The following is a 24,635-nucleotide window of genomic DNA, read 5'->3' on the forward strand; positions in this document are numbered from 1 at the left end:
TCCACCATGAGGAGTGCCCTGACCGACGCGGCCGCCGACGCCCACGACGGGACCGTCCCCCTGCTTCCCCGTGCCCGGGCGTCCGGCCGCCCCTTCGCACCGCCCCCGGCGCTGATGTGCCCGCACGCGCAACAGCCGGTCCCCAGGACGGCGGGACCGTCCACGGCGTCCACGGACCCCCGGTGACCTGGTGGCCGCGCGCGCGTCGGGGCCCGCGTCGGGGCGGGGGCGGCCCCGCTCCTCCGTTCCCTGGCGGAAAGTCGTCGGCCGCACGGGTGCCGTGCGGAATCATGAGGCATGCGCGCAGACGACTGGCACCTCACCGAAGACGTCGACGAATTCCTCGCCCGTGCCGGGGAGTTCCTGCGCTCGCGCCCCGGACCGCACGTCATGCAGCTGACGTGTGCCGAGAGAGTGCGCGTGCGTGGGGCGGCGGAGGGCGCCGGAGCTCCCCTCTTCGGTGTGCTGGAGCGGGACGGAGCGGTCGGCGGCACCTTCTACCACCTCCCCACCGGCGGCTTCGGCCTCTCCCCGCTCTCGCCCGGGAAGGCCGACGCCCTCGCCGCCCGCCTGTCCGCCCTCGGGCGCTTCCCCGCCCGGGTCAGCGCGGACCACGACAGCGCCACCGCGTTCGCCGAGGCCTGGCAGCGGCACACCGGGGCGACGCCGGAACAACGCGACGTCCGGCTCCGTCTGTACGGCCTCGGCACCCTCGTCCCGCCGGAGCCGCTCCCGGCCGGCCGGAGCCGGGTCCTCGGCGCGGACGATCTCGACCAGGCCATGTTCTGGTGCGGCGAGTTCGCCAGGGCCGTCGGCGAGGACGTCCGGATCGACGCCGCCTCCTGGGCGGACACCCGCTACGCCGACAAGAGCTACCTGCTCTGGGAGACCCCCGACGGCACCCCCGTCTCGGTCGCGGGCCTGAACCCGCTGATCGGCGGCCAGATCCAGGTGGACGTCGTCTACACCCCGGCCGAGCTGCGCGGCCGCCGATACGCGGCCGCCGTGACCGCGGCGGCGAGCCGGGCCGCGCTGGCCGCGGGCGCCCGTGACGTCGTCCTCTTCGCGGACCTGGCCAACCCCAGCAGCAACGCCCTCTACCGGCGCCTCGGCTACCGCGGGCTCACCGACTGGGCCGTGTACGACTTCTCCGGCGTCGCACCGGGGGACGGCTGAGGGGCCGAGGAACCGCTGACAGCTCATCGCCACCGGCGGCGTGGTGCTCTCCACCCTGCGCCAGGCCGCCGACCTCGACTTCGAGCTCACCGTCCTGTCCGACGGCTGCCTCGACGCCGACCCGGAGGTCCACCGGGTGCTCACCGAGAAGGTGTTCCCCAGGCAGGCCGAGGTCACGACCGTCGAGGCGTGGTCGGCGGCGCTCTGACGCCCCGCCCTCAGGCGAGGGTGACCTCGACCGGCAGCTTCTTGATGCCGTTGACGAAGTTGGACCGTACCCGCGGCACCTCGCCGACCAGGCGGATGTCGGCGAGCCGGGGGATCAGCTCCTCGAACATGATCCGGATCTCGGTGCGGGCCAGCAGGTTCCCCAGGCACAGGTGCGGGCTGCCCTTGCCGAAGGTGACGTGGTCGTTGTCGGCGCGCGTGACGTCGAAGTCGTACGGGTTGCCGAAGACCTCCTCGTCACGGTTGCCCGAGGCGTACCACATGACGACCTTGTCGCCCTCCCTGACCCGCTTCCCGCCCAGCTCGACGTCCCGGGTCGCGGTCCGGCGGAAGTGGTAGACGGGGGACGCCCAGCGCAGGAACTCCTCCACCGCCCCCGGGATCAGCGAGGGGTCGTCCCTGAGCCGGGCCAGCTGCTCGGGGTGCTGGAGGAGGGCCAGCATGGAGTGGGTGATGGTGTGCCGGGTGGTCTCGTTGCCGGCCACCACCAGGAGCAGGAAGTAGTTGTCGAAGTCCTGCGCGGACAGCGGGATGCCGTCGCGCGGGGTGGTGTTGACCAGCTTGGAGACCAGGTCCGTGCCGGTGCCGCCGCGCCGCTGCCGGGCCAGCTCCCGGCCGTACTCGAAGACCTCCAGCGAGGCGGGGGAGCGGAAGGGCAGGTCGCGGTACTTCTCGCTCTCCGCGCTGTGCAGCAGGACGTCCGCGTAGTCGGGGTCGGTGTTGCCGATGATGCGGTTGCCCCAGTCGATGAGCTGCTGGTTGTCCTCGGGCGGTACGTCGAGGAGCCGGGCCAGCACGTTGATGGGGAAGTCGGCGGAGACCTCGCGCACGAAGTCGAACCGCCCCTTGGCCAGCGCCGCGTCCAGCGTCTGCGCGGTCAGCCCGCGCAGGAAGTCGGTGTAGCTGTTGATGACGCCCGCGCCGAACTGACGCTGGATGACACTGCGCAGGGCGCGGTGGCGGACCCCGTCCAGCTCCAGGATCGAGGCGCGTTTGCGGATCTGGTCCTCGTCGACCTCCTCCAGGTTCACGAACCTGGTCGAGGTGAAGGTCTCGGCGTCCCGGTCGACCCGGGCGATGTCGGCGTGCCGGGTGACCGCCCAGAAACCGGAGTTGGGCGCCTCCTCGGGCTGCCAGTGCACCGGGTCCTCGTGGCGCAGGGTGTGGAACATCCGCCAGGGGGTGACCCCGTCGGTGAAGTTGTCGAGGTTCGCGAGGTCGACGTCGGCGAGGCGCATCGCCTCGACGCCCGTGGTCGTGGTCATCGGTGATCCTTCACAGGTGGTAGGCGTACTCGGTGAACTCCCAGTCGGTGACGTGCCGTTGGAAGCGTTCGACCTCGTTGCGCTTGTAGGTGAGGTAGGAGTCGGTGAAGTCCTTGCCGAGCAGCCCGGCGAGCGCGGTGTCCGCCTCCAGCGCGTCCAGCGCGGCGGACAGGTCCACCGGCAGCGGGGCCGCCTTCGCGGTGTCGTAGCCGTAGCCCTCCAGCGGGGCGGGCGGCTCCTCGCCGGCCAGGACGCCGAGCAGCGCGGCGGCCGTGGTCGCGGCGATCGCCAGGTACGGGTTGGCGCTCGCGTCGCCCAGGCGCAGTTCGAGCCGGGCGCCGGCGCCGCGCTCGGGCGGCACCCGGACCATCGTGCTGCGGTTGTCCAGGCCCCAGTCGACCAGCCAGGGGGCCAGGGTGTCCGGGCCGAAGCGCTTGTAGGAGTTGACGGTCGGGTTGAGCAGGGCGGCCAGGGCGGGCGCGTGCGCGAGGACACCGGCGACCGCGTGCCGGGCTGTGGCGGACAGACCGTGGGCTCCTGCGGGGTCGTCGAAGGCGTTGCGGCCCTCGGCGTCGGTACAGGACAGGTGCAGATGGAAGCCCGAGCCGCCCGCGTCGTTGAAGGGCTTCGCCATGAAGGTGGCCAGTCGGCCCTCGCGCCGGGCCAGTTCCTTGACGGCGGCCTTGAAGCGGAACGCGCGGTCGGCGGCGGACAGCGCCTCGGAGTGCAGCAGGTTGATCTCGAACTGTCCGCCGTCGAACTCGTGGTTCCCGCTGAGCACCCCCAGCCCCAGGCCGCGCACCTGGCGCAGGGTGCGCAGCAGGTGGTTGTCGGGGTCGGCGCGCAGCCCCGCGGTGTAGACGACGCCGGGGGTGCCGCCGCCGTAGCGCCGCCAGCCGCCGCCCGGCTCGCCGTCGCACAGGAAGTACTCCAGCTCCGGTCCGACGACCGGGCTCAGCCCGTGCTCCCCGCACCGCCGCAGCACCGACCGCAGCAGGTCGCGCGGCGACTCGGGTGCGGGCGCCCCGGTGGCCGGGTCGACCACCTCGGCCAGGCAGACGGCCACCCCCGGCTCCCAGGGCAGCGCGACCAGGGTGTCGAGGTCCGGCCGTACGCAGATGTCCGGCAGACCGGCGTCCAGACCGCCGCTGACCGGGACCACGTCACCCTGCGGGCTGGTGTGGTAGACGGCCCGGCAGAAGGCCAGTCCGTGCTCCACGGCCCGGGGCAGCTCCTCCAGGAGCACGTCACGGGCCCGGTCCGTGCCGATCAGGTCGGGATAGGTCACCCGGACGACGTCGATGCCGTCGGCGGCGAGCCGGGCCATGTGCCGGCGGACTTCTGACAGGTCTTGATCGCTCACCGTTGTCTCCTCAAGGGGACGGGAGTCGGACCCCGCCCCTGAGGCCCCGAGACCGGGGTCCGTGTGGCGGGTGGCGTGGGAAGTGCGGGCCGGGGCGCGATGACGCGGGCAGCCGTCCGGCCTGTTGTTTGAAGCCAAACGGTAAGGAGGTGCGCAGCGTGCCGCAAGGGGGCGGCGCAAAGAATTTATCCATACGGATAGGTATTGACCAGGGGGTGGCGCCTGCCTACCTTGTTTGAAGCCAAACGAGTCCGGGACGCGGTCCGCCGCGACCCGTTGGCAGGGGCCCGGCCGGCCCGGTCGGCCGGGCCCCCTTCCCCCTCTTGCCCCTTCGCTTCCGCTCCCTCAGGAGGACCGGCCATGAAGGTCGTCGTCGACATGAACAAGTGCCAGGACCACGGCCAGTGCGTCTTCGCGGCCCCCGACGTCTTCTCCCTGGACGACACCGGCCACCTCGCCTACGTCGCCGACCCGGACGACGCGCTGCGCGACGAGGTGGAGGAAGCGGCCGACGTCTGCCCGCTCCAGGCCATCCGGATCGAGGCCTGACCGTGGACGGGCGCATCGTCGTGGCCGGCGCCTCCATGGCCGGCCTGCGCGCCGCCGAGCAGCTGCGCGCGGCGGGCTGGAGCGGCGCGATCACCCTCGTCGGCGAAGAACCGCACATGCCCTACAACCGGCCGCCCCTGTCCAAGGAGGTCCTGGCCGGCCGGGCACCCTTCGAGTCCCTCGCCTTCCGGCCGCGCGCGAGCGTGTCCGACGCCGAGTGGCGGCTGGGCCGCAAGGTCGTCTCCGCCGCCCTGGACGAGCGGACGGTCCGCCTCGACGACGGCACCACGCTCACCTACGACGGACTCGTGGCCGCCACCGGGATGCGTCCCCGGCGCCTGGGCTGCCCGGGACCGGCGGCCGGCCGGCACACGGTCCGCACCCTCGACGACGCCCGGGGCCTGCGCGCCGCGCTGACCCGGCCCGGCGCCCGGGTCGTCGTGGTCGGGGCCGGATTCATCGGCTGCGAGGTCGCCGCCACCGCGGTGGGCCTCGGGGTGGCGGAGGTGACGGTCGTCGACCCGCTGCCGCTGCCGATGGCCGGACCGCTCGGCGGACTCCTCGGCCGCGCGCTGCTCGCACGGCACGAGGAACGCGGGGTGCGCTTCGCGCTGGGGACCGGCGTCGCCGCCTTCACCGGCGCCGAACGGGTCACCGGCGTGGTGCTGGACGACGGGTCCGTGCTCCCCGCCGACGTGGTCGTCGAGTCGGTCGGGTCGGCCGCCAACACCGAGTGGCTCGACGGCAACGGCCTCGACCTGCGCGACGGCGTGCTCACCGACGCGCTGCTGCGGGCCGGCGGGCGGCCGGAGGTCGTGGCCGTCGGCGACGTCGCCCGCTTCCCCAACGCCCGCTACGACGGCGTACCGCGCCGCGTCGAGCACTGGTCGATCCCGACGGACTCGGCGAAGCAGGCGGCCAGGGCACTGGTCGGCCATCTGCACGGCGGTGCGCCGCAGGTGCCGCCGTTCGCGCCGCTGCCCACCTTCTGGAGCGACCAGCACGACTTCCGGCTCCAGTCCTTCGGCGCGCCCGCCCTCGGCAGGGACGACGTCCGGGTCCTCGACGGCGATCCCGAGGGGGACGTGCTCGTCGGCTACCACCGCGACGGCCGGCTCGTCGGCGTCGTCGCGCTCGGCGGCCCGGCGGTCGCCGCGTCCGCCGCCCGCTACCGCACCGAGCTGCTCAGGCAGCCCGCCCTCACTGTTTAAGGAGCCCCAAGTGGCCAGTCTCCGTGGTTACTTCCATCCGAAGACGGCGAGCGGTGCCTCGTCGCTGATCCCCTCACCGCCGTGGCGGTACTCCGGTGACCTGCTCACGGTCGAGTACCGGACCGATCCCGCGCGGGTGCGTGAACTGCTGCCCGAGCCATTGGAGTTGGCCGACGAGGATCCCGGTGCGGTCGCCCTGATCTGGGCCGACTGGCAGTCGTGCTCGGCGTCGGGGGAGGAACTGCTCGACCCGGTGCTCTCCCAGTACAAGGAGGCGTTCGCGGTCGTGCGCTGCGCGTACCGCGGGACGACGTACTCGCGGTGCGTCCACATCTGGGTCGACAAGGACTTCGCGATCGCCCGCGGGCTGCACCAGGGCTATCCGAAGAAGCTCGGATCGATCCACCAGACACGGCCGCACCCTTACGGGCCCGCGCCGCGGATCGAGGCCGGGGCCCGGTTCGGGGCCACCCTCGCCGCCGCGGACCGCCGGCTGGCCCAGGCGGTGGTGACGCTGCGCGAGCCGTCCGCGACGAACGGGTTCGTCAACGGGCACCCGATGGCCCATCACCGGTGGCTGCCGTCGATCGAGAAGGGCAAGGGCCTGGCGCTGGACGAACTGATCGAGTCCGGGGCGGCTTCCTTCGAGGCCGGACAGGCGTGGGTCGGCGACGCCGAGCTGGAGCTGTTCGAGGCGCCCACCGAGGAACTGGCCCGCCTGGAGATCCGTGAGCCGATCGCCGCGTACTACCGCCAGGTCGGGGTGGTGTGGGACGGCGGACGACTGCTGGAGTCCGGCACGTCCGGCGCCGAGTGAACACCCTCTATCCGAACGGACTTTGGAGACCGGACATGACCGACCACACCATTACCGTCGCCGGGGTCGCCGTCGACACCCGGCACTGGATCGGGGGCGAGCGGGTCGCCTCCGGTGACACCTTCACCGATCACTCGCCCATCGACGGGAGCGCCCTCGGCGAGATCTCCCGGGGCACACCCGCGGAGGCCGCCGCCGCCGTCGCCGCCGCCAGGGCCGCCTTTCCCGGCTGGGCCGCCACATCGCGCGCCGAGCGCGCGCGCCTCCTGCACGCCCTCGCCGACGGCGTCGAGAAGCGGATCGAGGAGCTCGCGATCGTCGAGACCACGGACAACGGGGCGCTGCTGCGTTCCCACCGCCGTGGCGTGATGCCCCGCGTCGCCCACAACTTCCGGTTCTTCGCCGACCGGCTGCTCGCGCTGGAGCACGAGGACTTCGAGACCCGCGGGCACACCAACCACGTGTCCTGGGACCCGGCGGGCCCCTGTGTGCTGATCACCCCGTGGAACGCCCCGCTCATGCTGGCCACCTGGAAGGTCGCCCCCGCGCTCGCCGCCGGGAACACCGTGATCCTCAAGCCCGCCGAGTGGTCCCCGCTCTCCGCCTCGCTGCTCGCCGACATCGCCGCCGAGGCCGGGCTGCCGGCCGGTGTCCTGAACGTCGTGCAGGGCTACGGCGCCGAGATCGGCGACGCGCTGACCTCGCACCCGGACGTGCGCCGCGTCAGCTTCACCGGATCGGTGCCGACGGCCCGGCGGATCGCCGCCTCGGCCGCCGCCAACCTCACCCCCCTGAGCCTCGAACTCGGCGGCAAGTCACCCCTGCTGGTGTTCGCCGACGCCGATCTGGACCTCGCCGTGGACCTCGCGGTGGAGCAGTACGACAACGCCGGCCAGGTGTGTCTCGCCGGGACCCGGCTGCTCGTCGAGGAGTCCGTGGCCGAGGAGTTCACCCGGCGCTTCGTGGCGAAGGCGAGCCGCCTGACACAGGGCGACCCGCGTGACGAGGCGACCGACATCGGACCCAACATCCACCCCCTCCAGCTGGAGAAGATCGACGGGTTCGTGCGACGGGCCCTCGCCGCCGGGGCCCGCGCGGTCATCGGCGGGCGGCGCCTGGACGGGCAGTTCTACGCGCCCACCCTGCTCACCGACGTCGCGCAGGACAGCGAGGTCGTCCAGGAGGAGGTCTTCGGACCGGTCCTGACCCTCCAGACCTTCGCCGACGAGGAGGAGGCCGTCCGGCTCGCCAACGACACCCGGTTCGGGCTCGCCGCCACCCTCGCCACCGGCGACGCCGAGCGCGCCGAGCGCGTCACCGCACGGCTGGTCGCGGGCACGGTCTGGGTCAACTGCTTCTTCGTCCGCGACCTCCAGGCACCCTTCGGCGGCTCCCGCCTGTCCGGGGTCGGCCGTGAGGGCGGCACCTGGAGCTTCGACTTCTACTGCGACCTGAAGAACACCGTCACCGCACCGAAGGGCTGGACGGACCATGGGTGAGATCGTCGGGGCGGGCCTCCTCGCCCACGTCCCCACCATCGTGCTGCCGGAGGCCGACCGGCTGGAGCTCAACGAGGGCCGGGAGATCACCCTCGTCACCGGACTGCGGGAGCTGCGCCGGGAGGTCTTCGAACGGGACGACTACGACACGGTCGTCGTGCTCGACTCCCACTGGGCGACCACCGTCGAGTTCGTCGTCGCCGCCCAGCGGCGGCGGGCCGGGCTGTTCACCTCCGAGGAACTCCCGCGCGGGATGTGCCGGATGCCCTACGACTTCCCGGGCGACCCCGAACTCGCCCGCAACATCGAGGGGTTCGCCGACAAGCACGGCACCTGGATCACCGCCATCGAGGACGAGTACCTGCCGATCTACTACGCCACCATCAACCTCTGGAAGTACCTGGGGGAGGGGCTGCCCGACAAGCGGTGGGTCACCATTGGGGTCTGCCAGACCGGGGACATGGAGGACCACCTGCGGCTCGGGCGGGCGCTCGCCGACGGGATCGCCGCGACCCCGGGGCGCCGGGTGCTGCTCATCGCCTCCGGCGCGCTCTCGCACACCTTCTGGCCGCTGCGGGAACTGCGCGACCACGAGGCCGGCGACCCAGTGCACATCCGTACGCCCGAGGCCCGCGAGGCGGACCTCGAGCGCATCGCCTGGTTCAGGGAGGGCCGGCACGACAGGGTCCTCGACACCATGGACGCGTTCTGGAAGTTCAAGCCCGAGGCGAAGTTCTCCCACTACCTGATGATGGCCGGCGCCCTCGGCGAACAGGCCTGCACCGCACGGGCCCGCCAGTACGGCGAGTACGAGAACTCCATCGGCACCGGCCAGGTCCACCTCTGGTTCGACCGGCCGGCCGACGGCTGGACCGGCACCGCAGCACCCGCCCCGCGCACCCCGCACAGCCGTATCTGAGGAGCCCCGACATGCCCGAACACCGCCGCATCCTCCTCGCCGGCGCCGCCGTCGAGGTCACCGTCGACGGGGACGACCTCGTCGCCGGGGACGGCCGCCGCGTCAAGGCTGGGGACGCGCGGCACCTGCCGCCGGTCGTCCCCTCCAAGGTGATCGCCGTCCACCTCAACCACCGCAGCCGCGTCGACGAGTTCCGGATCGACCTCCCGGACACGCCGACCTACTTCCACAAGCCGACCTCCTCCCTCAACTCCCACCAGGGCGCCGTCGTCCGGCCCGAGGGCTGCACATGGCTCAACTACGAGGGCGAGGTGGCCATCGTGATCGGGAAGACCGCGCGGAACGTGTCGCCCGCCGACGCCGGCGAGTACATCGCCGGCTACACCGTCGCCAACGACTACGGGCTGCACGACTTCCGGGACACCGACGCCGGGTCCATGCTGCGGGTCAAGGGCTCGGACACGCTCTGCCCGCTCGGCCCGGGGCTGGTCACCGACTGGGACTTCCACGGCAAGCGGCTGCGGACGTACGTCAACGGCGAGGTGGTGCAGGACGGTTCGACCGACGAGATGAAGTGGGACATGCACTACCTCGTCGCCGACATCGCCCGCACCATCACCCTGTACCCCGGCGACGTGCTGCTCTCCGGCACCCCGGCCAACTCCCGCCCGGTCCAGCCCGGCGACGTGGTCGAAGTGGAGGTGGAGGGCCTCGGCCGGCTCACCAACCACATCGTCACCGGACCCACCCCCGTCCGCGCCGACGTCGGCGCGCAGCCCACCGAGTCCGAGGAGGTGCTGTCCACCGCGCTGGGCGGCGACTGGGAGTTCCGTGGCATCCGGGCGCCCCGCCGGTAGCCGCCCGGACCTGCGGCGGCACCCCCCGGGTAGGGTCGCGGACATGACCGAACCCGCCGGGCCCCCGCAGCAGTCCGACCCCCGTTCGCGCAAGCGGCTCGGGTACGGCGAGGGGCGCGAGGCACTGCTCAAGGCCGCGGTCCGGGTCGTGGGACGGCGCGGGCTGCGCCACCTCACCTACCGCGCCGTGGCCGAGGAGGCCGGGGTCACCCACGGTCTGGTCGTCCACCACTTCGGCTCCCGGGACACGCTGATCGAGGAGTCCCTCGCCTACGCCGTGCGGGTCAGCCTCAGCAGCAGCCTGCTGGAGCCCGGCACCGGCAGGCCCGAGGACTTCGTGGCCGGTCTGACGGACATGGTCGAGGACGACGCGGACGGGCAGGCCTACCAGTACGAGCTGCTGCTGGAGGCCCGCCGCCGGCCGGAACTGCTGCCGCAGGTGCGCGAGCTGTACGACGAGTACTTCGACGCCTCCCGGCGCGAGCTGGCCCGGATACTGCCCGGCGACGCGAGCCCCGCCCTCAACCGGCTGGTCTTCGCCGCGCTGGACGGCCTGGTGCTGCACCAGCTCACCGGCATCGGCGGCCGCGCGGACACCGAGGCCGCCCTCACCGAGCTGCGTGCCCTGCTGCGCACGCTCGGTGAGCGGCCGCCGGGCAGCCGCGACTGAGCGTGCCCGGCCAGGAACCCCCCGTCGCGGTCGCGCCGGGGGGTTCGCCCTGCCCTGGATACGGCGGTTTCCCCGGCGTAAATTCCCTTTCCCACCCCCTTGCCAGATGGATAGTTCGGGCCCACCATGAGGCAACTCGTTTGGCCCGAAACGAAACTTCCTCCCTATCCCCTCAGCAGGTGATCCGAGTGGACAGTCAGACGGTCGACGCCTCTCCGCAGCCCGGAGAGGGCACCCGCCCCGCGGCCACCCTCAAACGCAACGCCCTGGGTGTCCTGGGCATCCTCTTCTTCGTCCTGTCCGCCCAGGCACCGCTCACCGGCATCGCGGGCGCCGTCCCCATCGCCGTGGCGGTCGGCAACGGCCCCGGGGCCCCGGCCGCCTACGCCATCGCCGGAGCCGTGATCCTGCTCTTCTCGGTGGGCTTCGTGGCCATGGGCCGGCACGTCGTCAACGCCGGCGCCTTCTACACGTACATAGGCAAGGGCCTCGGCCGCACCACGGGCAGCGGCAGCGCGGCCGTGGCGCTGTTCGCCTACTGCACGGTCCAGGCCGCGATGTACGGCCTGTACGGGGCCACCGTCAGCGGACTCGTGGAGCACTACTCGGGCGCGCACATCGCCTGGTGGGTGTGGGCCCTGGTCACCATGGGCGTCGTCCAGGTGCTGGGCGCCGCCGGGATCGAGCTGGGCGCCAAGGTGCTCGCCGTCTTCGTGCTCGCCGAGTTCAGCATCCTGCTCGTCTTCGCCCTGGTCACCCTCGCCAAGGGCGGCGGCCCCGAGGGCCTCGACCTCGGCGGCACCTTCTCGCCGGGCGCCGTGCTCCAGGGCGCGCCCGGCGTGGCCCTGATGTTCGCCGTCGCCTCGATGTTCGGCTTCGAGGCCACCGCCATCTACGGCGAGGAGGCCCGCGAGCCGCACCGGACCGTGCCCCGCGCCACCTATCTGTCGGTCGCCGTGGTCACCGGCTTCTTCGCCTTCGTCTCCTGGATGCTGGTCTCCTCCTACGGCCCCTCCAAGGTCACCGCGGCCGCCGGCAAGGCCCTGTCCGGCGGCGACTCCACGGTGTTCGTCTTCGCACCGATCGCCGCCCGGTTCGGCGGCTGGGTCGACGACGTGCTGCCCGTGCTGCTGGCCACCTCGCTCTTCGCCGGCATCCTCGCCTTCCACAACTCCGCCAACCGCTACCTGTTCTCCCTCAGCCGCGAGGGACTGCTCCCCGCCCGGCTGCGCACCCTCAACCACCGCCACTCGCCGTGGGCCGCAGGCGTCGTCCAGACCGTGATCGCCGTCCTCCTCGTCACGCCGTTCGCCCTCACCGGCAAGGACCCGGTCCTCACCCTCTTCTCCTGGTTCAGCGGGGTCGGCGTGCTCGCCTGCATGCTGCTGTACTTCCTGACCTCGGTCTCGGTGATCGTCTTCTTCCGGCGTGAGCGCCTCGACAGCCGGCTCTGGAACACGCTGATCGCCCCCGCCCTCGGCGCCCTCGGCATCGCCGGTGTCATCTGGCTCGTCCTCACCAACTTCACGACCCTGATCGGCGGCGACCCCGCCACCGCCACCTGGCTGGTGCTGGCCGTGCCCGCGGTGCTGCTGCTCGGGGCGGGCACCGCGCGGGCCGTCCACCGCCGCTGACCCACCTCCGCCGGGTCCGGCCGCCGCGACGACGGCCGGACCCCCACCACCCGACGGGACCCCCATGCTCGACCTCACCCACGACGACCTGCTCGGCCGGGCCGAGGCACTCGACCTGCCCGCGCAGCACCACATCGACGGCACCGGCGAGCCCGGCGGCGGCGCCACCTTCGCCGTCGTCTCGCCCCGCGACGGGCGCCTCCTCACCCGGGCCGCCGACGCCGGCCGGGCCGAGGTCGACCACGCCGTGGCCGCCGCCCGCCGCGCCTTCGACTCCGGCCCCTGGCCCCGCCTGGCCCCCGCCGAACGCGGCCGGATCCTGCTGCGCATGGCCGAACTCCTCGAAGAACACCGGGAACGGCTCGCCCTCACCATCACCCTGGAGATGGGCAAGCCGATCACCGAGGCCTACGCCGTCGAACTGCGCGCCGCCGTCAGCACCTTCCGCTGGTACGGCCAGCTCGCCGACAAGCTGACCGACGAGGCGCCGCACACCGCCCCCGACGCCCTCGCCCTGGTCACCCGGGAGCCGACCGGCGTCGTCGGCGCGGTGGTCCCCTGGAACTTCCCCCTCACCCTGGCGAGCTGGAAGGTGGCCCCGGCGCTCGCGGCCGGCTGCACGGTCGTCCTCAAGCCGTCCGAGTCGTCCCCGCTCTCCGCCCTGCTGCTCGGCCGGATCGGCACCGAGGCCGGACTCCCGCCCGGCGTCCTCAACGTCGTCACCGGCGACGGGCCCACGGCCGGCCGGGCCATCGGCCTCCACCCGGACGTCGACGTGCTGGCCTTCACCGGCTCCACCGCCGTCGGCCGCCACTTCCTGCGCTACTCCGCCGACTCCAACCTCAAGCGCGTCTGGCTGGAGCTGGGCGGCAAGTCGCCCAACATCGTCCTGCCCGACGCCCCCGACCTGGACGCGGCCGCCGCCACCGCGGCCTGGGGCATCTTCTTCAACCAGGGCGAGATGTGCACCGCGCCCTCCCGGCTCCTGGTCCACTCCTCGGTCGCCGAGCGCGTCACCGAGGCCGTCGTGCGCCACGCCGAGCAGTTGCGCGTCGGCGACCCGCTCGACCCCGCGACCGAGATGGGCGCGCTGGCCGGGGAGGCCCACCTGGGGCGGGTGCGGGAGCACATCGCCGACGGCCGTGAGCAGGGCGCCCGGCTGCGCACGGGCGGCGAGCGCACCCTCACGGAGACCGGCGGCAGCTATCTGCGGCCCACCGTCTTCGACCGCGTCGACCCCGGTATGCGCCTCGCCCGGGAGGAGATCTTCGGCCCGGTGCTGTCCGTCCTCGCCTTCGACGACCTCGACGAGGCGGTCCGGCTCGCCAACGCCACCGCGTACGGGCTCGCGGCCGGCCTGTGGACCTCCGACCTGTCCACCGCCCACCGGGTCTCCCGCGCCCTGAAGGCCGGCACGGTCTGGGTCAACTGCTACGAGGAGGGCGACCTGAGCGTGCCCTTCGGCGGGATGAAGCAGTCCGGCAACGGACGGGACAAGTCCGCGCACGCGATCGACAAGTACACCGAACTCAAGACGACCTGGATCCAGCTGTGACCCGTCCCGCGCCCCGTCCGCTCATCGCCGTGCCCGCCCGGTTCTCCGCCACCACCTCGGCGCTGCGGTTCGCCGCCGAGGTCAACGCCCGGAGCCTGGTCGAGGCCGTCTGGCGGGCAGGCGGCGAACCCGCGGGCATCCACCCCGCCGACACCGACGTCCCCGGCCGGCTCGCCCGCTTCGACGGGGTGCTGCTGCCCGGCGGCGGCGACCTCGCGCCGTACCGCTACGGCGCCGCCGGCGCCCACGAGAGCGTCTACGACGTCGACGACCTCCAGGACGCCTTCGACCTCGGGGTCGCCCGGCACGCACTGGAGTCGGGGCTGCCGCTGCTGGCGGTCTGCCGCGGGCTCCAGGTCGTCAACGTGGCGCTGGGCGGCACCCTGGAGCAGGACATGGACCCCGGCCACCGCCACCTCGTCCACCCCGTGCGGGTCCGCCCCGGCAGCAGGCTCGGACAGGCCCTCGGCACGGAGAAGCCGGACGCCTCCTGCTACCACCACCAGCGCGTGGACCGCCTGGGCAGCGGTCTCAGCGTCACCGCGACGGCCGAGGACGGCACGGTGGAGGGCCTCGAAGCGGCCGCCGCCCGGGGCTGGTTCACCGCCGTCCAGTGGCATCCCGAGGACACCGCGCACCAGGACCCGGCACAGCAGGGCCTGTTCGACGCCCTGGTCCGGGCCGCGGCCCGCTGATCAGGCCTTCGAACGCCGGCCGCTGCGACGCGGCGCGGGCTCGGCCCCGCCGAGCAGCTCGCGCCGGCGCTCCTCGCCGTGCTCCTCCACCTGGAGCACCACCTGCCGCAGCCCCTCCGCGAGGCCACGGCACTCGGCGTCGCTGAGGCCGGCCGTCACGAACGCCTCCTCCTCGTTGAACGCGGGGAACACCCGCCGCATCAGCTCCTCGCCCTTGTCGGTGAGGCTGAGCAGCACCAGCCGGCCGTCGCTCGGATGCCCGGACCGGCTCAGCAGACCGCGTGACTCCAGGGTGCGCGCCACCCCGGTGAGCGTGCCCTTGGAGATCCCGGCCTCCTCCGCCACGTGCCGGGTCTCCGACTCGCCCCACACCCACACCACCCACAGCACCACGAACGCCGTCCAGGTGAGGTCCGAGCCCCGCAGCACCGAGTTCTCCAGGTGCTGGCGCACCGCGGAGGCCGCCCGGTAGATGTTCGCCACGGCCGCCATCTGCTCCCGGCGGACAGGGAAGCCCCCCAGCTTCGCCGAGGCGAGCTTCTCGGCTTCGGTGATGGACCGCTGACCGGGCACGGAACACTCCTTCGCACAGCTTCGTCGAGACCACGCGACCGCTGTCGGCCCCACGGTCGTTCGGACTCAAAGTGTACGGTCGCCGCCGCCGGCCCGGCCGGACCCGCCGGGTGGGGCACGCGGGCAGGGGCTCAGGAGAGCGAGGTGAGGAAGTCGACGAGCGCCGTGTTCACCTCGTCCGGCCGCTCCTGCTGGGTCCAGTGGCCGCAGCCCGCCAGCTCGACCGGCTCGCGCACCAGGCTGGGCATCAGTTCGGGCAGCCGCGCGATGAGTTCGGGCGTGCCGGGAAAGGCCGGGACCACGTCCCGGTCGCCGTACACGTAAAGCGCGGGCGGGGTGACCACGGCGTCCTGCCAGGGAGCGGTCAGTTCCCAGTTGCGATCGAGGTTGCGGTACCAGTTGAGCGCCCCGGTGAAGCCCCGGGAGAAGCTCTCGGTGAGGGCGTCGAGGTCCGACTCGGTGAACCACGGGGGCAGCACCTCGGGGTCGGGCAGGTCCGCGAGCCAGCCGCGCCCGGGGTCGACCAGCGGCTGCCGGACCGCGCCGGTGCCGTCGCCGGCCGCCATGGTGAAGAACTTGCGCAGCGTGGTGCGCGGGTCCCGGGAGAACTCGGCGTCCGCGACGCCCGGCAGGTTGAAGTAGTTCCAGTAGAACCGGCCGCCGAACATCTCGTCCATCGCCTCCAGCGGCGGCCGCGTCCCCCGGAACGGCGGCGGCACGCTCAGCCCGGCCACCCCGCGCACCAGGTCGGGCCGGAGCAGCGCGGTGTGCCAGGCCACCGGCGCGCCCCAGTCGTGACCGACGACGAACGCCCGCTCCTCGCCCAGCGCCCGGATCAGCCCGACGACATCGCCGACCAGGTGGAAGATGCTGTACGCCGAGACGTCCTCGGGGTGGTCGCTGCTGCCGTAGCCGCGCTGGTCGGGGGCGACCACGTGGTAGCCGGCCGCGGCCAGCGGGGCGAACTGGTGCTGCCAGGAGTGCCAGGACTCGGGGAAGCCGTGCAGCAGCACGACCAGCGGGCCCGAACCCTCCTCGGCGATGTGCACCCGGATCCCGTTCACGTCGATCATTCGATGCTGGACCATGTGCACGAGCGTACGCGCGACGATCTTCGCCGCGAGCCGGCGGGCGCGGCTGCCGCCGGCCCGCGGGAACGGGGCCAGGCAGGGGCGGGATCCGGCCGATGATCCGCCGCGCCGCACAGGCGCACAAGTGCACAAGCGCTCATGGGCGGTGAGACTTGTCCTGTCCGGTGGAGCGCTCGGGACGAGGAGGACACCGTGGACGCAGTGAGGGAGAGCGTGCGGCTGTCCGCCGCGGGCGTCCCGCTCGAAGCCGACGTGGTCGTCCCCGGGGCGGCCCGGGGCGTGGTGCTCTTCGCCCACGGCAGCGGCAGCGGCCGGCGCAGTCCCCGCAACCGGTTCGTCGCCGCCGAACTGGAGCGGGCCGGGTTCGGCACCGTCCTCGCCGACCTGCTCACCCGCGAGGAGGAGGACGCCGACGCGGTCACGGGCGGGTTCCGCTTCGACATCGGCCTCCTGTCCGCCCGGCTGGTCGGCCTCGTCGACCGGCTTCGGGAGTACGAGCCCGCCGCGGGCCTCGGGTGCGGGCTCTTCGGCGCGAGCACGGGCGCCGCGGCCGCCCTGGTCGCCGCGGCCGAACGCCCGGACATCGTGCGCGCGGTCGTCTGCCGGGGCGGCCGGCCGGATCTCGCCGGGGCCGCGCAGGCATCGGTCCGGCGGCCGACCCTGCTCCTCGTCGGCGGCCGGGACCGGGAGGTGCTGCGCCTGAACCGCGCCGCGCTGCGCGAGATCCCCGGCCCCGCCCGGCTGGAGGTCGTCCCCGGCGCCACCCACCTGTTCGAGGAACCCGGCGCCCTGGAACGCGTCGCCCGTCTCGCCGCCGACTGGTTCACCCGCCACCTGCCGCCGTGACACCCCGTTCCGCTCAGCCGCTCAGCCGCTCAGCCACTCAGCCGCTCAGCCGCTCGGCCCGGCCCGCCGCGCGGCGACGAGCATGACGGCCACCGAGGCCAGGGCGAGCGCGGCGCCGGTGTACAGCGGCGCCGTGTAGCCGAGGCCCGCGGTGACGGCGAGGCCGCCGAGCCAGGCGCCGAGGGCGTTGCCGACGTTGGACGCGGACACGTTCGCGCTCGCGGCCAGCGGCGCCCCGCGGGCGGCGTCGGTCACCCGGGTGATCATCCCCGGCACGGCCGCGAACCCGGTCACCCCCAGCAGGAACACCAGCACGACCGACGCCGTGGCGCTGCCCGCCAGCAGTCCGAACGCCGTCAGGGTGACGGTCAGCCCGAGGAGCGCGAGGACCAGCGCGCGGTCCCGGCCCCGGTCGGCCGCCCGCCCGCCCGCGAGGTCGCCGACGACCAGACCGACGCCGTACACCATCAGCAGCCAGCCGACGTCCCCCGGGGCGAAGCCGCTGACCTCGGTGAAGGTGTACGCGAGGTAGCTGAAGGCGCCGAACATCCCGCCGTAGCCGAGGGCGGTGGCCGCCAGGGTCAGCCAGACCTGGGCGGAGCGGAACGCGCGCAGCTGGTCCCGCAGGGCGCCCGGCGGCGCGGCCGTTTCCACCCGGCCCGGGACCAGGGCGACGACGGCGGCCAGCGCCAGCACGCCGATCACGGTGACCGCCCAGAAGGCCGAGCGCCACCCCCACCGCTCGCCCACCAGCGCGCCGAACGGCACACCCAGCACGTTCGCGAACGTCAGCCCGGCGAACATGACGGCCACCGCGCGGGACCCGCGCTCCGGCGCGACCAGGCTCCGGGCGACGAGCGAGCCGATGCCGAAGAACGAGCCGTGGCACAGGGCGGCGACGATCCGCCCCACCAGCATCACCGGATAGCCGGGCGCGGTCGCGGACAGCAGGTTGCCGATGACGAACAGCGCCATGAGGCCGACCAGGACCTGCTTGCGCGGCAGCCGGGCCGTCGCCGCGGTCAGCACGACGGCGCCGATCGCGACGCTCAGCGCGTACCCGGAGATCAGCCGGCCCGCCGTCGCCTCCGACACCGCGAACCCCCTCGCCACCTGGGGCAGCAGCCCGGCGATCAGGAACTCGGTCAGCCCGATGCCGAAGCCGCCGAGCGCCAGCGCGACCAGCCCGCCCGGCAGCCGCCCCCGTGCACCGGACCGCCCCCGTGTCCGCGCCGCCGCCCGCCGCTCCTCGACCCCCTGATCGCCCATGGCACGACCCTCGGCTCCGGGGGCGGCCGAGTCCATGGACAGAGCCCGGCGGCCCTTGGACGGATCGACGCCGACCCGGCGCGCGGCGGGACCCGGGCGCTGCCCGGCCGCCCCCGGCCTGCCGGAGCGCCCCCCGCGGCCTGCCGGAGCGTCACCCCGGGCCGCCGGGCTACCGTGATCCCCATGGTCAGCAGAGGGCCCAGGGGCACCTACCGAGTCGGTCTCGCGCGGCGGACGCACATCGTGGAACGCGCGGCGCAGCGGTTCGCCGACACCGGTTACCACCGCACCTCCATGGCGCGGATCGCCGAGGACGCCGGCATCACCGACAGCGGGCTGCTGCACCACTTCCCGAGCAAGCACCACCTGCTGCTGGCCGTGGTGGAGTACCGCATGGCCTCGGCCGACGCCTGGTGGGAACGGGTGCCCGCCGACGCGGGCGGGGTGGCCATGCTGGAGAAGATGGTCGAGGCCACCGGGCGCTACCTCGCCCAGCCGGGCCTCATCGAACTCTTCGTGATCATGGCCTCGGAGGCCGCCGACCCCACGAGCGCCGCGCACACCCTGTACGCCGGTCAGTACACGTCGGTGGTGGCGGCCATCGCCGAGCGCTTCCGGCACGGCGTCGGCTCCGGGGAGCTGCTGCCCGGCCTCGACTGCGAGGCCACGGCCCGCGAGTGCATCGCGGTCTGCGACGGACTCCAGCTCCAGTGGGTGCTCAGCCGGGGCACCCTGGACCTCGTCGCGGGCGTGCGTCGGCACGCCGACCGGCTCGCCCGGACCATCACCCGCGACGGGCGCGGACTGGCTCCCGGCGTGTGACCTGCGGTGCGACGGGCGGCCGGTCCTGCGCGCGCTCCAGCCGGACGATCACGCTCTTCGAGGTGGGGGTGTTGCTGATGTCCGCGACGCTGTCGAGCGGGATCAGGACGTTGGTCTCCGGGTAGTAGGCGGCCGCCGAACCCCGGGGGGTCGGATAGGCGACGACCCGGAAGGCGTCGGCGCGGCGCTCGGAGCCGTCGGTCCAGACGCTGACGAGGTCGACGAGGGCGCCGTCGTCGAGGCCGAGGTCCGTGAGGTCGCCGCTGTTGACCAGGACCACGCGCCGGCCGCCCTTGATGCCCCGGTAGCGGTCGTCCATCGCGTACGGGACGGTGTTCCACTGGTCGTGCGAGCGCAGCGTCTGCAGGACCAGGTGGCCGGGCGGCGCCTGGAGCATCGTGAAGTCGTTGACGGTGAGCACGGCCTTCCCGGCGGGTGTGCGGAACACCTTCTCGTTGACCGGGTTCGGCAGCCGGAAGCCGCCCGGGCGCCGCACCCGCTCGTTGAAGTCCCCGAAGCCCTCGACGACCCGGGAGATCCGGTCGCGGACGAGGTCGTAGTCGGCCTCGAAGTCCGCCCAGGGGATGTCCGGTCCGCGGCCGTCCAGGACCCGGCCGGCGAGGCGGCTGATGATGGAGACCTCGCTGAGCAGGTGCCCGGAGGCGGGGGCGAGCCGGCCGCGGGTCGCGTGCACCTCGCTCATCGAGTCCTCGACCGTCATGAACTGCTCGCCGCCCGCCTGCACGTCGCGGTCGCTGCGGCCGAGCGTGGGCAGGATCAGGGCGGTGCGTCCGCAGACCGTGTGGGAGCGGTTGAGCTTCGTCGAGATGTGCGCGGTCAGCCGGCAGGTGCGCAGGGCGCGCTCGGTGGCGTCGCTGTCGGACATGGCGCGGACGAAGTTGCCGGCGACCCCGACGAACAGCTTGGCGCGGCCGTCGAGCATGGCCCGTACGGAGTCGACGGAGTCCAGGCCGTGCTTCGTCGGCGCGGTGAAGCGGAACTCCCGGCCCAGGCGGTCGAGGAACGGCTGGGGCATGCGCTCCCAGATGCCCATCGTCCGGTCGCCCTGCACGTTGCTGTGCCCGCGCACCGGGCAGACCCCCGCGCCCGGGCGGCCGATGTTGCCGCGCAGCAGCAGGAAGTTGACGACCTCGCGGATCGTGGGCACGCCGTGCTTGTGTTGGGTCAGGCCCATCGCCCAGCAGACGATGACGCTGCGGCTGGCCAGCACCCGCTCGTGCACCTGCTCGATCTCGTCCCGGGTCAGGCCGGTGGCCTCCAGGACGGCTTCCCAGGACGTCTGCCGGATGTGCGCGGCGAAGGCGTCGTAGCCCGTGGTGTGCGCCTCGATGAACTCCCGGTCCAGGACGGTGCCGGGCTCCTTGTCCTCGGCCTCCAGGAGCAGCAGGTTCAGCGCCTGGAACAGGGCGAGGTCGCCGCCCGGCCGTATCTGCAGGAACTGGTCGGCGATCTCCGTGCCGCGGCCGATGATCCCGCGGGCCTTCTGCGGGTGTTTGAAGCGGAGCAGGCCCGCCTCGGGCAGCGGGTTGACGGCGACCACCCGGCCGCCGCGGCGCTTGGTCTCCTCCAGCGCGGACAGCATCCGCGGGTGGTTGGTGCCCGGGTTCTGCCCCACGACGAGGACCAGGTCCGAGTCGTAGAGGTCGTCGAGGCTGACGCTGCCCTTGCCGATGCCCAGGGTCTCGTTCAGCGCCGAACCGCTGGACTCGTGGCACATGTTGGAGCAGTCCGGCAGGTTGTTGGTGCCGAAGGCCCGGGCGAACAGCTGGAGCAGGAAGGCGGGCTCGTTGGCCAGCCGCCCCGAGGTGTAGAACAGGGCCTCGTCCGGGTCGTCCAGGGCGCGCAGCTCGTCGGCGAGCAGGTCCAGGGCCTCGTCCCAGCCGACCGGCTCGTAGTGGGTGGCGCCCTCGCGCAGCACCATCGGCTCGGTGAGGCGGCCCTGCTGGTTGAGCCAGTAGTCCGACCTCCGGCTCAGCTCCTCCACCGAGTGCTCGCGGAAGAAGTCCGCGGTCACCCGCCGGGAGGTGGCCTCGTCGCTGATGTGCTTGGCGCCGTTCTCGCAGTACTCGTTGCGGGACCGGTGACCGGAGGGATCCGGCCAGGCGCAGCCCGGGCAGTCGAAGCCCTTGGTCTGGTTGATGTTGAGCAGCGTCAGCGCGGTCCGCGCGGGCGAGGTCTGCCCCAGCGCGTACTCCAGCGCGTGCACGACCGCTGGCGCGCCGGTGGCCCATGTCCTGGGAGCCGTCACCGACAGTTCGGCCTCGTCCGGTTCGCCGACTTCCCGCATCGCACACCACGCCCTTTCCGCCCGCACACTCTTCGCCAGGGTGCCTGGGCGGGTCAAAGCGGTAGTTCCGATCGTCTGACAGGCGGCGCCGATCAGAGCGGGGGGACCGCGCCGCGACGGCGCCGGGCGCGAGGGATCATGGAGGCGTGCTGCTGCGTCAACTCGAGTACCTCGTCGCCCTCGCCCGGGCCCGCCACTTCGCGAAGGCGGCCCAGGTCTGCTACGTCTCCCAGCCGACCCTGTCCGAGGGCATCCGGAAGCTGGAGGACGAGCTGGGCATCCCGCTGGTCCGGCGCGGGCGCCGGTTCGACGGCCTGACCCCGGAGGGCGAGCGGGTCGTCCTGTGGGCCCAGCGGATCCTCGCCGACCGGGACGCGATGCGCGGCGAGATCCAGGCGCTGCGGGCCGGGCTGAGCGGCCGGCTGCGCATCGGCACCGTCCCGACCGCGTCCACCGCGGTCGCGCTGCTGACGCAGCCGTTCTGCGCCGCCAACCCGCTGGCGACCGTCCAGGTCTTCGCCGACCTGCGGGCCGAGGACATCGTGAACCGGCTGCGGTCCTACGAACTCGACGCCGCCGTCACCTACCAGAGCTCCGTCGCCGCGGACGGCTTCAAGTACGTACCGCTCTACCGGGAACGCTATGTGCTGCTGACCCAGCGGACCGCGTCCGGCCCCGGGCCCGCCGAGATCTCCTGGGAGGAGGCGGCCCGGCACCCGCTGTGCCTGCTGCACCCCATGATGCAGGGCCGCCAGGTGCTCGACGCGGTCTTCGAGACGGTCGGGGCGACGGTGACACCACGGGTCGAGACCGACTCCATCGCCTCGCTGTTCGCGCAGGTCAGAGCCGGCCAGTGGGCGAGCGTCGTGCCGCACGCCTGGCTGCACGTCTTCGGGGTGCCCGCGGGCATGCGCGCCGTGCCGCTGGTCCGCCCGGTCCGCACCGAACGCATCGGGCTGGTGCTCCCCGCCCGGGAACCCGTCTCCGTGATCGGACAGGCGCTCATCGACGTCGCGGGCCGGGCGCGCATCGCCGAAGCGCTGGAGCGGCTGCCCCCACGGGCACCGGACGACGACACTCCGTTCGCCCCGTTCGACGCAGAGCCCTGACCGGGGCGTCCGCGGCCGCAGACAGGGCCGCGCGGCCTCGACGGGGTTGCAGCGCGTGCCGTACCGGAGTTTTCTGGAGATGTCCGATGGTGCGAACAGAGCGCCGGTCGGAGCCTCGGTCCACGCGGTCCGTCGTCGTCGCCCGGCGTTCGACGCGGAGGTGAGCCAGGTGAGAGCCGTTGTCTACGAGAAGCCGTTCAGCGTCGCGGTCAAAGACGTGGACGATCCGCGCATCCAGCACCCGAACGACGTGCTGGTGAAGGTGACGTCGACCGCCATCTGCGGATCCGACCTGCACATGTACGAGGGCCGCACGGCCGCCGAGTCCGGCATCGTCTTCGGCCACGAGAACCTCGGCATCGTCACGGAGGTCGGCAGCGGGGTGACCTCGCTGGCCGAGGGCGACCGCGTGGTGATGCCGTTCAACGTCGCCTGCGGCTTCTGCAAGAACTGCCTGGCCGGAAAGACCGGGTTCTGCCTCACGGTGAACCCGGGCTTCGCCGGCGGGGCCTACGGCTATGTGGCCATGGGCCCCTACAAGGGCGGTCAGGCGGAGCTGCTGCGGGTGCCGTTCGCCGACTTCAACTGTCTGAAGCTGCCGCCGGGCGAGGAGTTCGAGACCGACTTCGTGCTGCTCGCCGACATCTTCCCGACCGGCTACCACGGCTGTGAACTCGCCCAGGTGGCCCCCGGGGAGAGCGTGGCCGTCTTCGGGGCCGGACCGGTCGGCCTGATGGCCGCGTACTCCGCGCTGCTGCGCGGTGCGTCCAAGGTGTTCTCGGTCGACCGGGTGCCCGAGCGGCTCGCCAAGGCCGAGCAGATCGGCGCGATCCCGATCGACTTCACCCAGGGCGACCCGGCGGCCCAGATCAAGGAACAGACCGGGGGCGAGGGGACGGACAAGGGCGTCGACGCCGTCGGCTACCAGGCCCAGGCGCACGACGCGAGCCACGAGGAACCCGCCGTCGTCCTCAACACGCTCGTCGAGACGGTACGGCCGACGGGCATGCTCGGTGTGCCCGGCCTGTACGTCCCGTCCGACCCGGGCGGCCCCGACGAGCACGCCAAGCACGGCCAGTTGCTGGTCTCCATCGGCAGGATGTTCGAGAAGGGCCAGCGGATGGGCACCGGCCAGTGCAACGTCAAGCAGTACAACCGCCAGCTGCGCGACATGATCATCGCGGGGCGGGCCGAGCCCGGCTTCGTGGTCTCCCACGAGCTCTCCCTGGAGGAGGCACCGGGCGCGTACGAGAAGTTCGACCAGCGGATAGAGGGCTACACCAAGGTCGTCCTGCATCCCGCGCACGCCCTCGCGGCGTAGCGGGACCCGTCCGCGGTGCGAGGAGGCCGGCCGGGCCGTCGGACCCGGCCGGCCTCCGGTGTCAGCCGTGCCGGCCCGCGGCCTCGTAGTCGTCCGCGGCCGGGGACGGGCCGGTGCCCGGCTCCGCCCGGTCGGCGTGGCCCGGCCACCAGGCCGCGTGCCCGACGAGGGCCGTCGGACTGGGCGTGAAGAACATCGCCATGACGAACGCGGCGACCGCGATGCCGAAGGAGACCGCGAAGCCCATCTCGGTGAGCAGCGAGTTGCCCGCCGACATCATCGTGGCGAAGGTCGCCGCCAGGATGAAGCCCGCCTCGGCCACCGTCGGCCCCGCGTGCCGCAGGGCCATCCCGGCCGCCTCCCGCGGCTCCCGGCCATCCCGCGGCTCCCGGCCATCCCGCGGCTCCCGGCCATCCCGCGGCTCCCGGCCATCCCGCGGCTCCCGGCCATCCCGCGGCTCCCGGCCCTCGCGGGCCTCCTCACGGAGCCGGGCGATCATGAGGATGTTGTAGTCGGTGCCGATGGCGACCACGAACAGGTACATGATCACCGGGAGCATGAACATCAGCCCGGGCCTGCCCTGCGCGTCCTGGAAGATCCAGACCGTGGCGCCCGGCGTGGAGCCGAAGCCGGGACCCACCGAGGCGATCAGGTACCAGGGCGCGACCACGCTGCGCAGCAGCAGCCCCAGGATCACCATGATCAGGAGCGCGGCCACCGGGAACACCGTCCGGTAGTCGTGGTCGACCGCGGAGTCGATGTCCTTGTGGATCGAGGACATGCCGCCGGCCAGGGCCCGGGTGCCCTCGGGCGCGTCCGCGTGCGCGGAACATGCGGAAGGTCCTCCCTGGCAGGAAG

At 73.2% G+C, this 24,635-nt stretch carries 23 protein-coding genes and 1 pseudogene; 17 read left to right on the forward strand and 7 right to left on the reverse strand.

The genetic code is table 11. The features are described 5' to 3' along the window. The first annotated feature begins 6 nt into the window (after positions 1-6). The 3 genes and pseudogenes from ACZ619_RS08655 to ACZ619_RS08665 form a co-directional block, all read left to right on the forward strand. Complete coding sequence (locus ACZ619_RS08655; RefSeq protein WP_469595867.1) at positions 7-186, forward strand: hypothetical protein; 180 nt, start codon at positions 7-9, stop codon at positions 184-186. Positions 187-297: 111 nt separating this feature from the next. Beyond that, positions 298-1,176: a GNAT family N-acetyltransferase gene (locus tag ACZ619_RS08660; RefSeq protein WP_469595870.1), complete on the forward strand. Its 879-nt coding sequence runs from the start codon at positions 298-300 to the stop codon at positions 1,174-1,176. A gap of 25 nt (positions 1,177-1,201) precedes the next feature. After that, positions 1,202-1,384 (forward strand): annotated as a pseudogene (locus ACZ619_RS08665) (isochorismatase family protein); the annotation flags it as partial. Positions 1,385-1,394: 10 nt separating this feature from the next. Here ACZ619_RS08665 and ACZ619_RS08670 read toward each other — a convergent pair. After that, complete coding sequence (locus ACZ619_RS08670) at positions 1,395-2,669, reverse strand: cytochrome P450 (RefSeq protein ID WP_469595873.1); 1,275 nt, start codon at positions 2,667-2,669, stop codon at positions 1,395-1,397. 10 nt (positions 2,670-2,679) lie between these two features. After that, a complete protein-coding gene (locus ACZ619_RS08675) occupies positions 2,680-3,996 on the reverse strand; it encodes a glutamine synthetase family protein (RefSeq protein WP_469596053.1) in 1,317 nt (438 codons plus the stop codon). Positions 3,997-4,392: 396 nt separating this feature from the next. On the opposite strand from ACZ619_RS08675, the gene ACZ619_RS08680 reads away from it, so the two are divergent. The 10 genes from ACZ619_RS08680 to ACZ619_RS08725 all read left to right on the forward strand — a co-directional run bounded on the left by ACZ619_RS08680 (position 4,393) and on the right by ACZ619_RS08725 (position 14,438). Beyond that, positions 4,393-4,581, forward strand: a complete 189-nt coding sequence (locus ACZ619_RS08680; RefSeq protein ID WP_469595875.1) for a ferredoxin — start codon at positions 4,393-4,395, stop codon at positions 4,579-4,581. A gap of 2 nt (positions 4,582-4,583) precedes the next feature. Continuing rightward, positions 4,584-5,792, forward strand: coding sequence for an NAD(P)/FAD-dependent oxidoreductase (locus ACZ619_RS08685; protein ID WP_469595876.1), 1,209 nt, complete (start codon positions 4,584-4,586; stop codon positions 5,790-5,792). Between the two features lie 10 nt (positions 5,793-5,802). Further along, the gene (locus ACZ619_RS08690; protein ID WP_469595878.1) at positions 5,803-6,609 is read left to right on the forward strand and encodes an acetoacetate decarboxylase family protein; all 807 of its coding nucleotides are present in this window, start codon (positions 5,803-5,805) and stop codon (positions 6,607-6,609) included. A 35-nt stretch (positions 6,610-6,644) separates the two neighbouring features. After that, the gene (locus tag ACZ619_RS08695) at positions 6,645-8,108 is read left to right on the forward strand and encodes an aldehyde dehydrogenase (protein ID WP_469595880.1); all 1,464 of its coding nucleotides are present in this window, start codon (positions 6,645-6,647) and stop codon (positions 8,106-8,108) included. Continuing rightward, positions 8,101-9,027: a 3,4-dihydroxyphenylacetate 2,3-dioxygenase gene (locus tag ACZ619_RS08700; RefSeq protein ID WP_469595883.1), complete on the forward strand. Its 927-nt coding sequence runs from the start codon at positions 8,101-8,103 to the stop codon at positions 9,025-9,027. Before ACZ619_RS08695 ends, ACZ619_RS08700 begins: the two co-directional genes overlap by 8 nt. An 11-nt stretch (positions 9,028-9,038) precedes the next feature. Next, entirely contained in the window at positions 9,039-9,884 is an 846-nt protein-coding gene (locus ACZ619_RS08705; protein WP_469595886.1) for a fumarylacetoacetate hydrolase family protein, read from the forward strand. 43 nt (positions 9,885-9,927) lie between these two features. Continuing rightward, complete coding sequence (locus ACZ619_RS08710) at positions 9,928-10,554, forward strand: TetR/AcrR family transcriptional regulator (RefSeq protein ID WP_469595888.1); 627 nt, start codon at positions 9,928-9,930, stop codon at positions 10,552-10,554. 188 nt (positions 10,555-10,742) lie between these two features. Further along, complete coding sequence (locus tag ACZ619_RS08715; RefSeq protein WP_469595890.1) at positions 10,743-12,188, forward strand: APC family permease; 1,446 nt, start codon at positions 10,743-10,745, stop codon at positions 12,186-12,188. Between the two features lie 64 nt (positions 12,189-12,252). Next, a complete protein-coding gene (locus ACZ619_RS08720) occupies positions 12,253-13,743 on the forward strand; it encodes an aldehyde dehydrogenase (RefSeq protein WP_469595892.1) in 1,491 nt (496 codons plus the stop codon). Beyond that, positions 13,740-14,438 (forward strand): gamma-glutamyl-gamma-aminobutyrate hydrolase family protein, encoded by a 699-nt coding sequence (locus ACZ619_RS08725; protein WP_469595893.1) that lies wholly within the window; start codon positions 13,740-13,742, stop codon positions 14,436-14,438. The genes ACZ619_RS08720 and ACZ619_RS08725 overlap by 4 nt, the downstream gene beginning before the upstream one ends. On the opposite strand, the gene ACZ619_RS08730 is transcribed toward ACZ619_RS08725, so the two are convergent. After that, positions 14,439-15,011, reverse strand: coding sequence for a MarR family winged helix-turn-helix transcriptional regulator (locus ACZ619_RS08730; RefSeq protein WP_469595895.1), 573 nt, complete (start codon positions 15,009-15,011; stop codon positions 14,439-14,441). Positions 15,012-15,142: 131 nt separating this feature from the next. Beyond that, on the reverse strand, positions 15,143-16,099 hold the full coding sequence (locus tag ACZ619_RS08735; protein ID WP_469595897.1) for an alpha/beta fold hydrolase: 957 nt from the start codon (positions 16,097-16,099) through the stop codon (positions 15,143-15,145). Between the two features lie 195 nt (positions 16,100-16,294). Here ACZ619_RS08735 and ACZ619_RS08740 point away from each other — a divergent pair, with 195 nt between their 5' ends. Then, positions 16,295-16,948 (forward strand): dienelactone hydrolase family protein, encoded by a 654-nt coding sequence (locus ACZ619_RS08740; protein WP_469595899.1) that lies wholly within the window; start codon positions 16,295-16,297, stop codon positions 16,946-16,948. A 45-nt stretch (positions 16,949-16,993) separates the two neighbouring features. On the opposite strand, the gene ACZ619_RS08745 is transcribed toward ACZ619_RS08740, so the two are convergent. Further along, positions 16,994-18,145 carry an MFS transporter gene (locus tag ACZ619_RS08745; RefSeq protein ID WP_469596055.1) on the reverse strand — a complete coding sequence of 384 codons (1,152 nt, stop codon included), beginning with the start codon at positions 18,143-18,145 and terminating at the stop codon, positions 16,994-16,996. A gap of 255 nt (positions 18,146-18,400) precedes the next feature. On the opposite strand from ACZ619_RS08745, the gene ACZ619_RS08750 reads away from it, so the two are divergent. Next, a complete protein-coding gene (locus ACZ619_RS08750) occupies positions 18,401-19,039 on the forward strand; it encodes a TetR/AcrR family transcriptional regulator (protein WP_469595900.1) in 639 nt (212 codons plus the stop codon). Here ACZ619_RS08750 and ACZ619_RS08755 read toward each other — a convergent pair. Further along, complete coding sequence (locus tag ACZ619_RS08755) at positions 19,002-21,347, reverse strand: FdhF/YdeP family oxidoreductase (protein ID WP_469595903.1); 2,346 nt, start codon at positions 21,345-21,347, stop codon at positions 19,002-19,004. The two genes, ACZ619_RS08750 and ACZ619_RS08755, sit on opposite strands and share 38 nt — an antisense overlap. Before the next feature lie 146 nt (positions 21,348-21,493). Between ACZ619_RS08755 and ACZ619_RS08760 the strand changes: the two genes are divergently transcribed. Both ACZ619_RS08760 and ACZ619_RS08765 read left to right on the forward strand, forming a co-directional pair. Next, entirely contained in the window at positions 21,494-22,456 is a 963-nt protein-coding gene (locus ACZ619_RS08760; RefSeq protein WP_469595906.1) for a LysR family transcriptional regulator, read from the forward strand. Positions 22,457-22,625: 169 nt separating this feature from the next. Continuing rightward, entirely contained in the window at positions 22,626-23,777 is a 1,152-nt protein-coding gene (locus ACZ619_RS08765; RefSeq protein WP_469595908.1) for a glutathione-independent formaldehyde dehydrogenase, read from the forward strand. A gap of 61 nt (positions 23,778-23,838) precedes the next feature. Here the strand turns inward: ACZ619_RS08765 and ACZ619_RS08770 are convergent, their stop codons facing one another. Next, complete coding sequence (locus tag ACZ619_RS08770; protein ID WP_469595911.1) at positions 23,839-24,558, reverse strand: MMPL family transporter; 720 nt, start codon at positions 24,556-24,558, stop codon at positions 23,839-23,841. Between the last annotated feature and the right edge of the window lie 77 nt (positions 24,559-24,635).

The organism is Streptomyces sp. NPDC104367 (assembly GCF_055583825.1).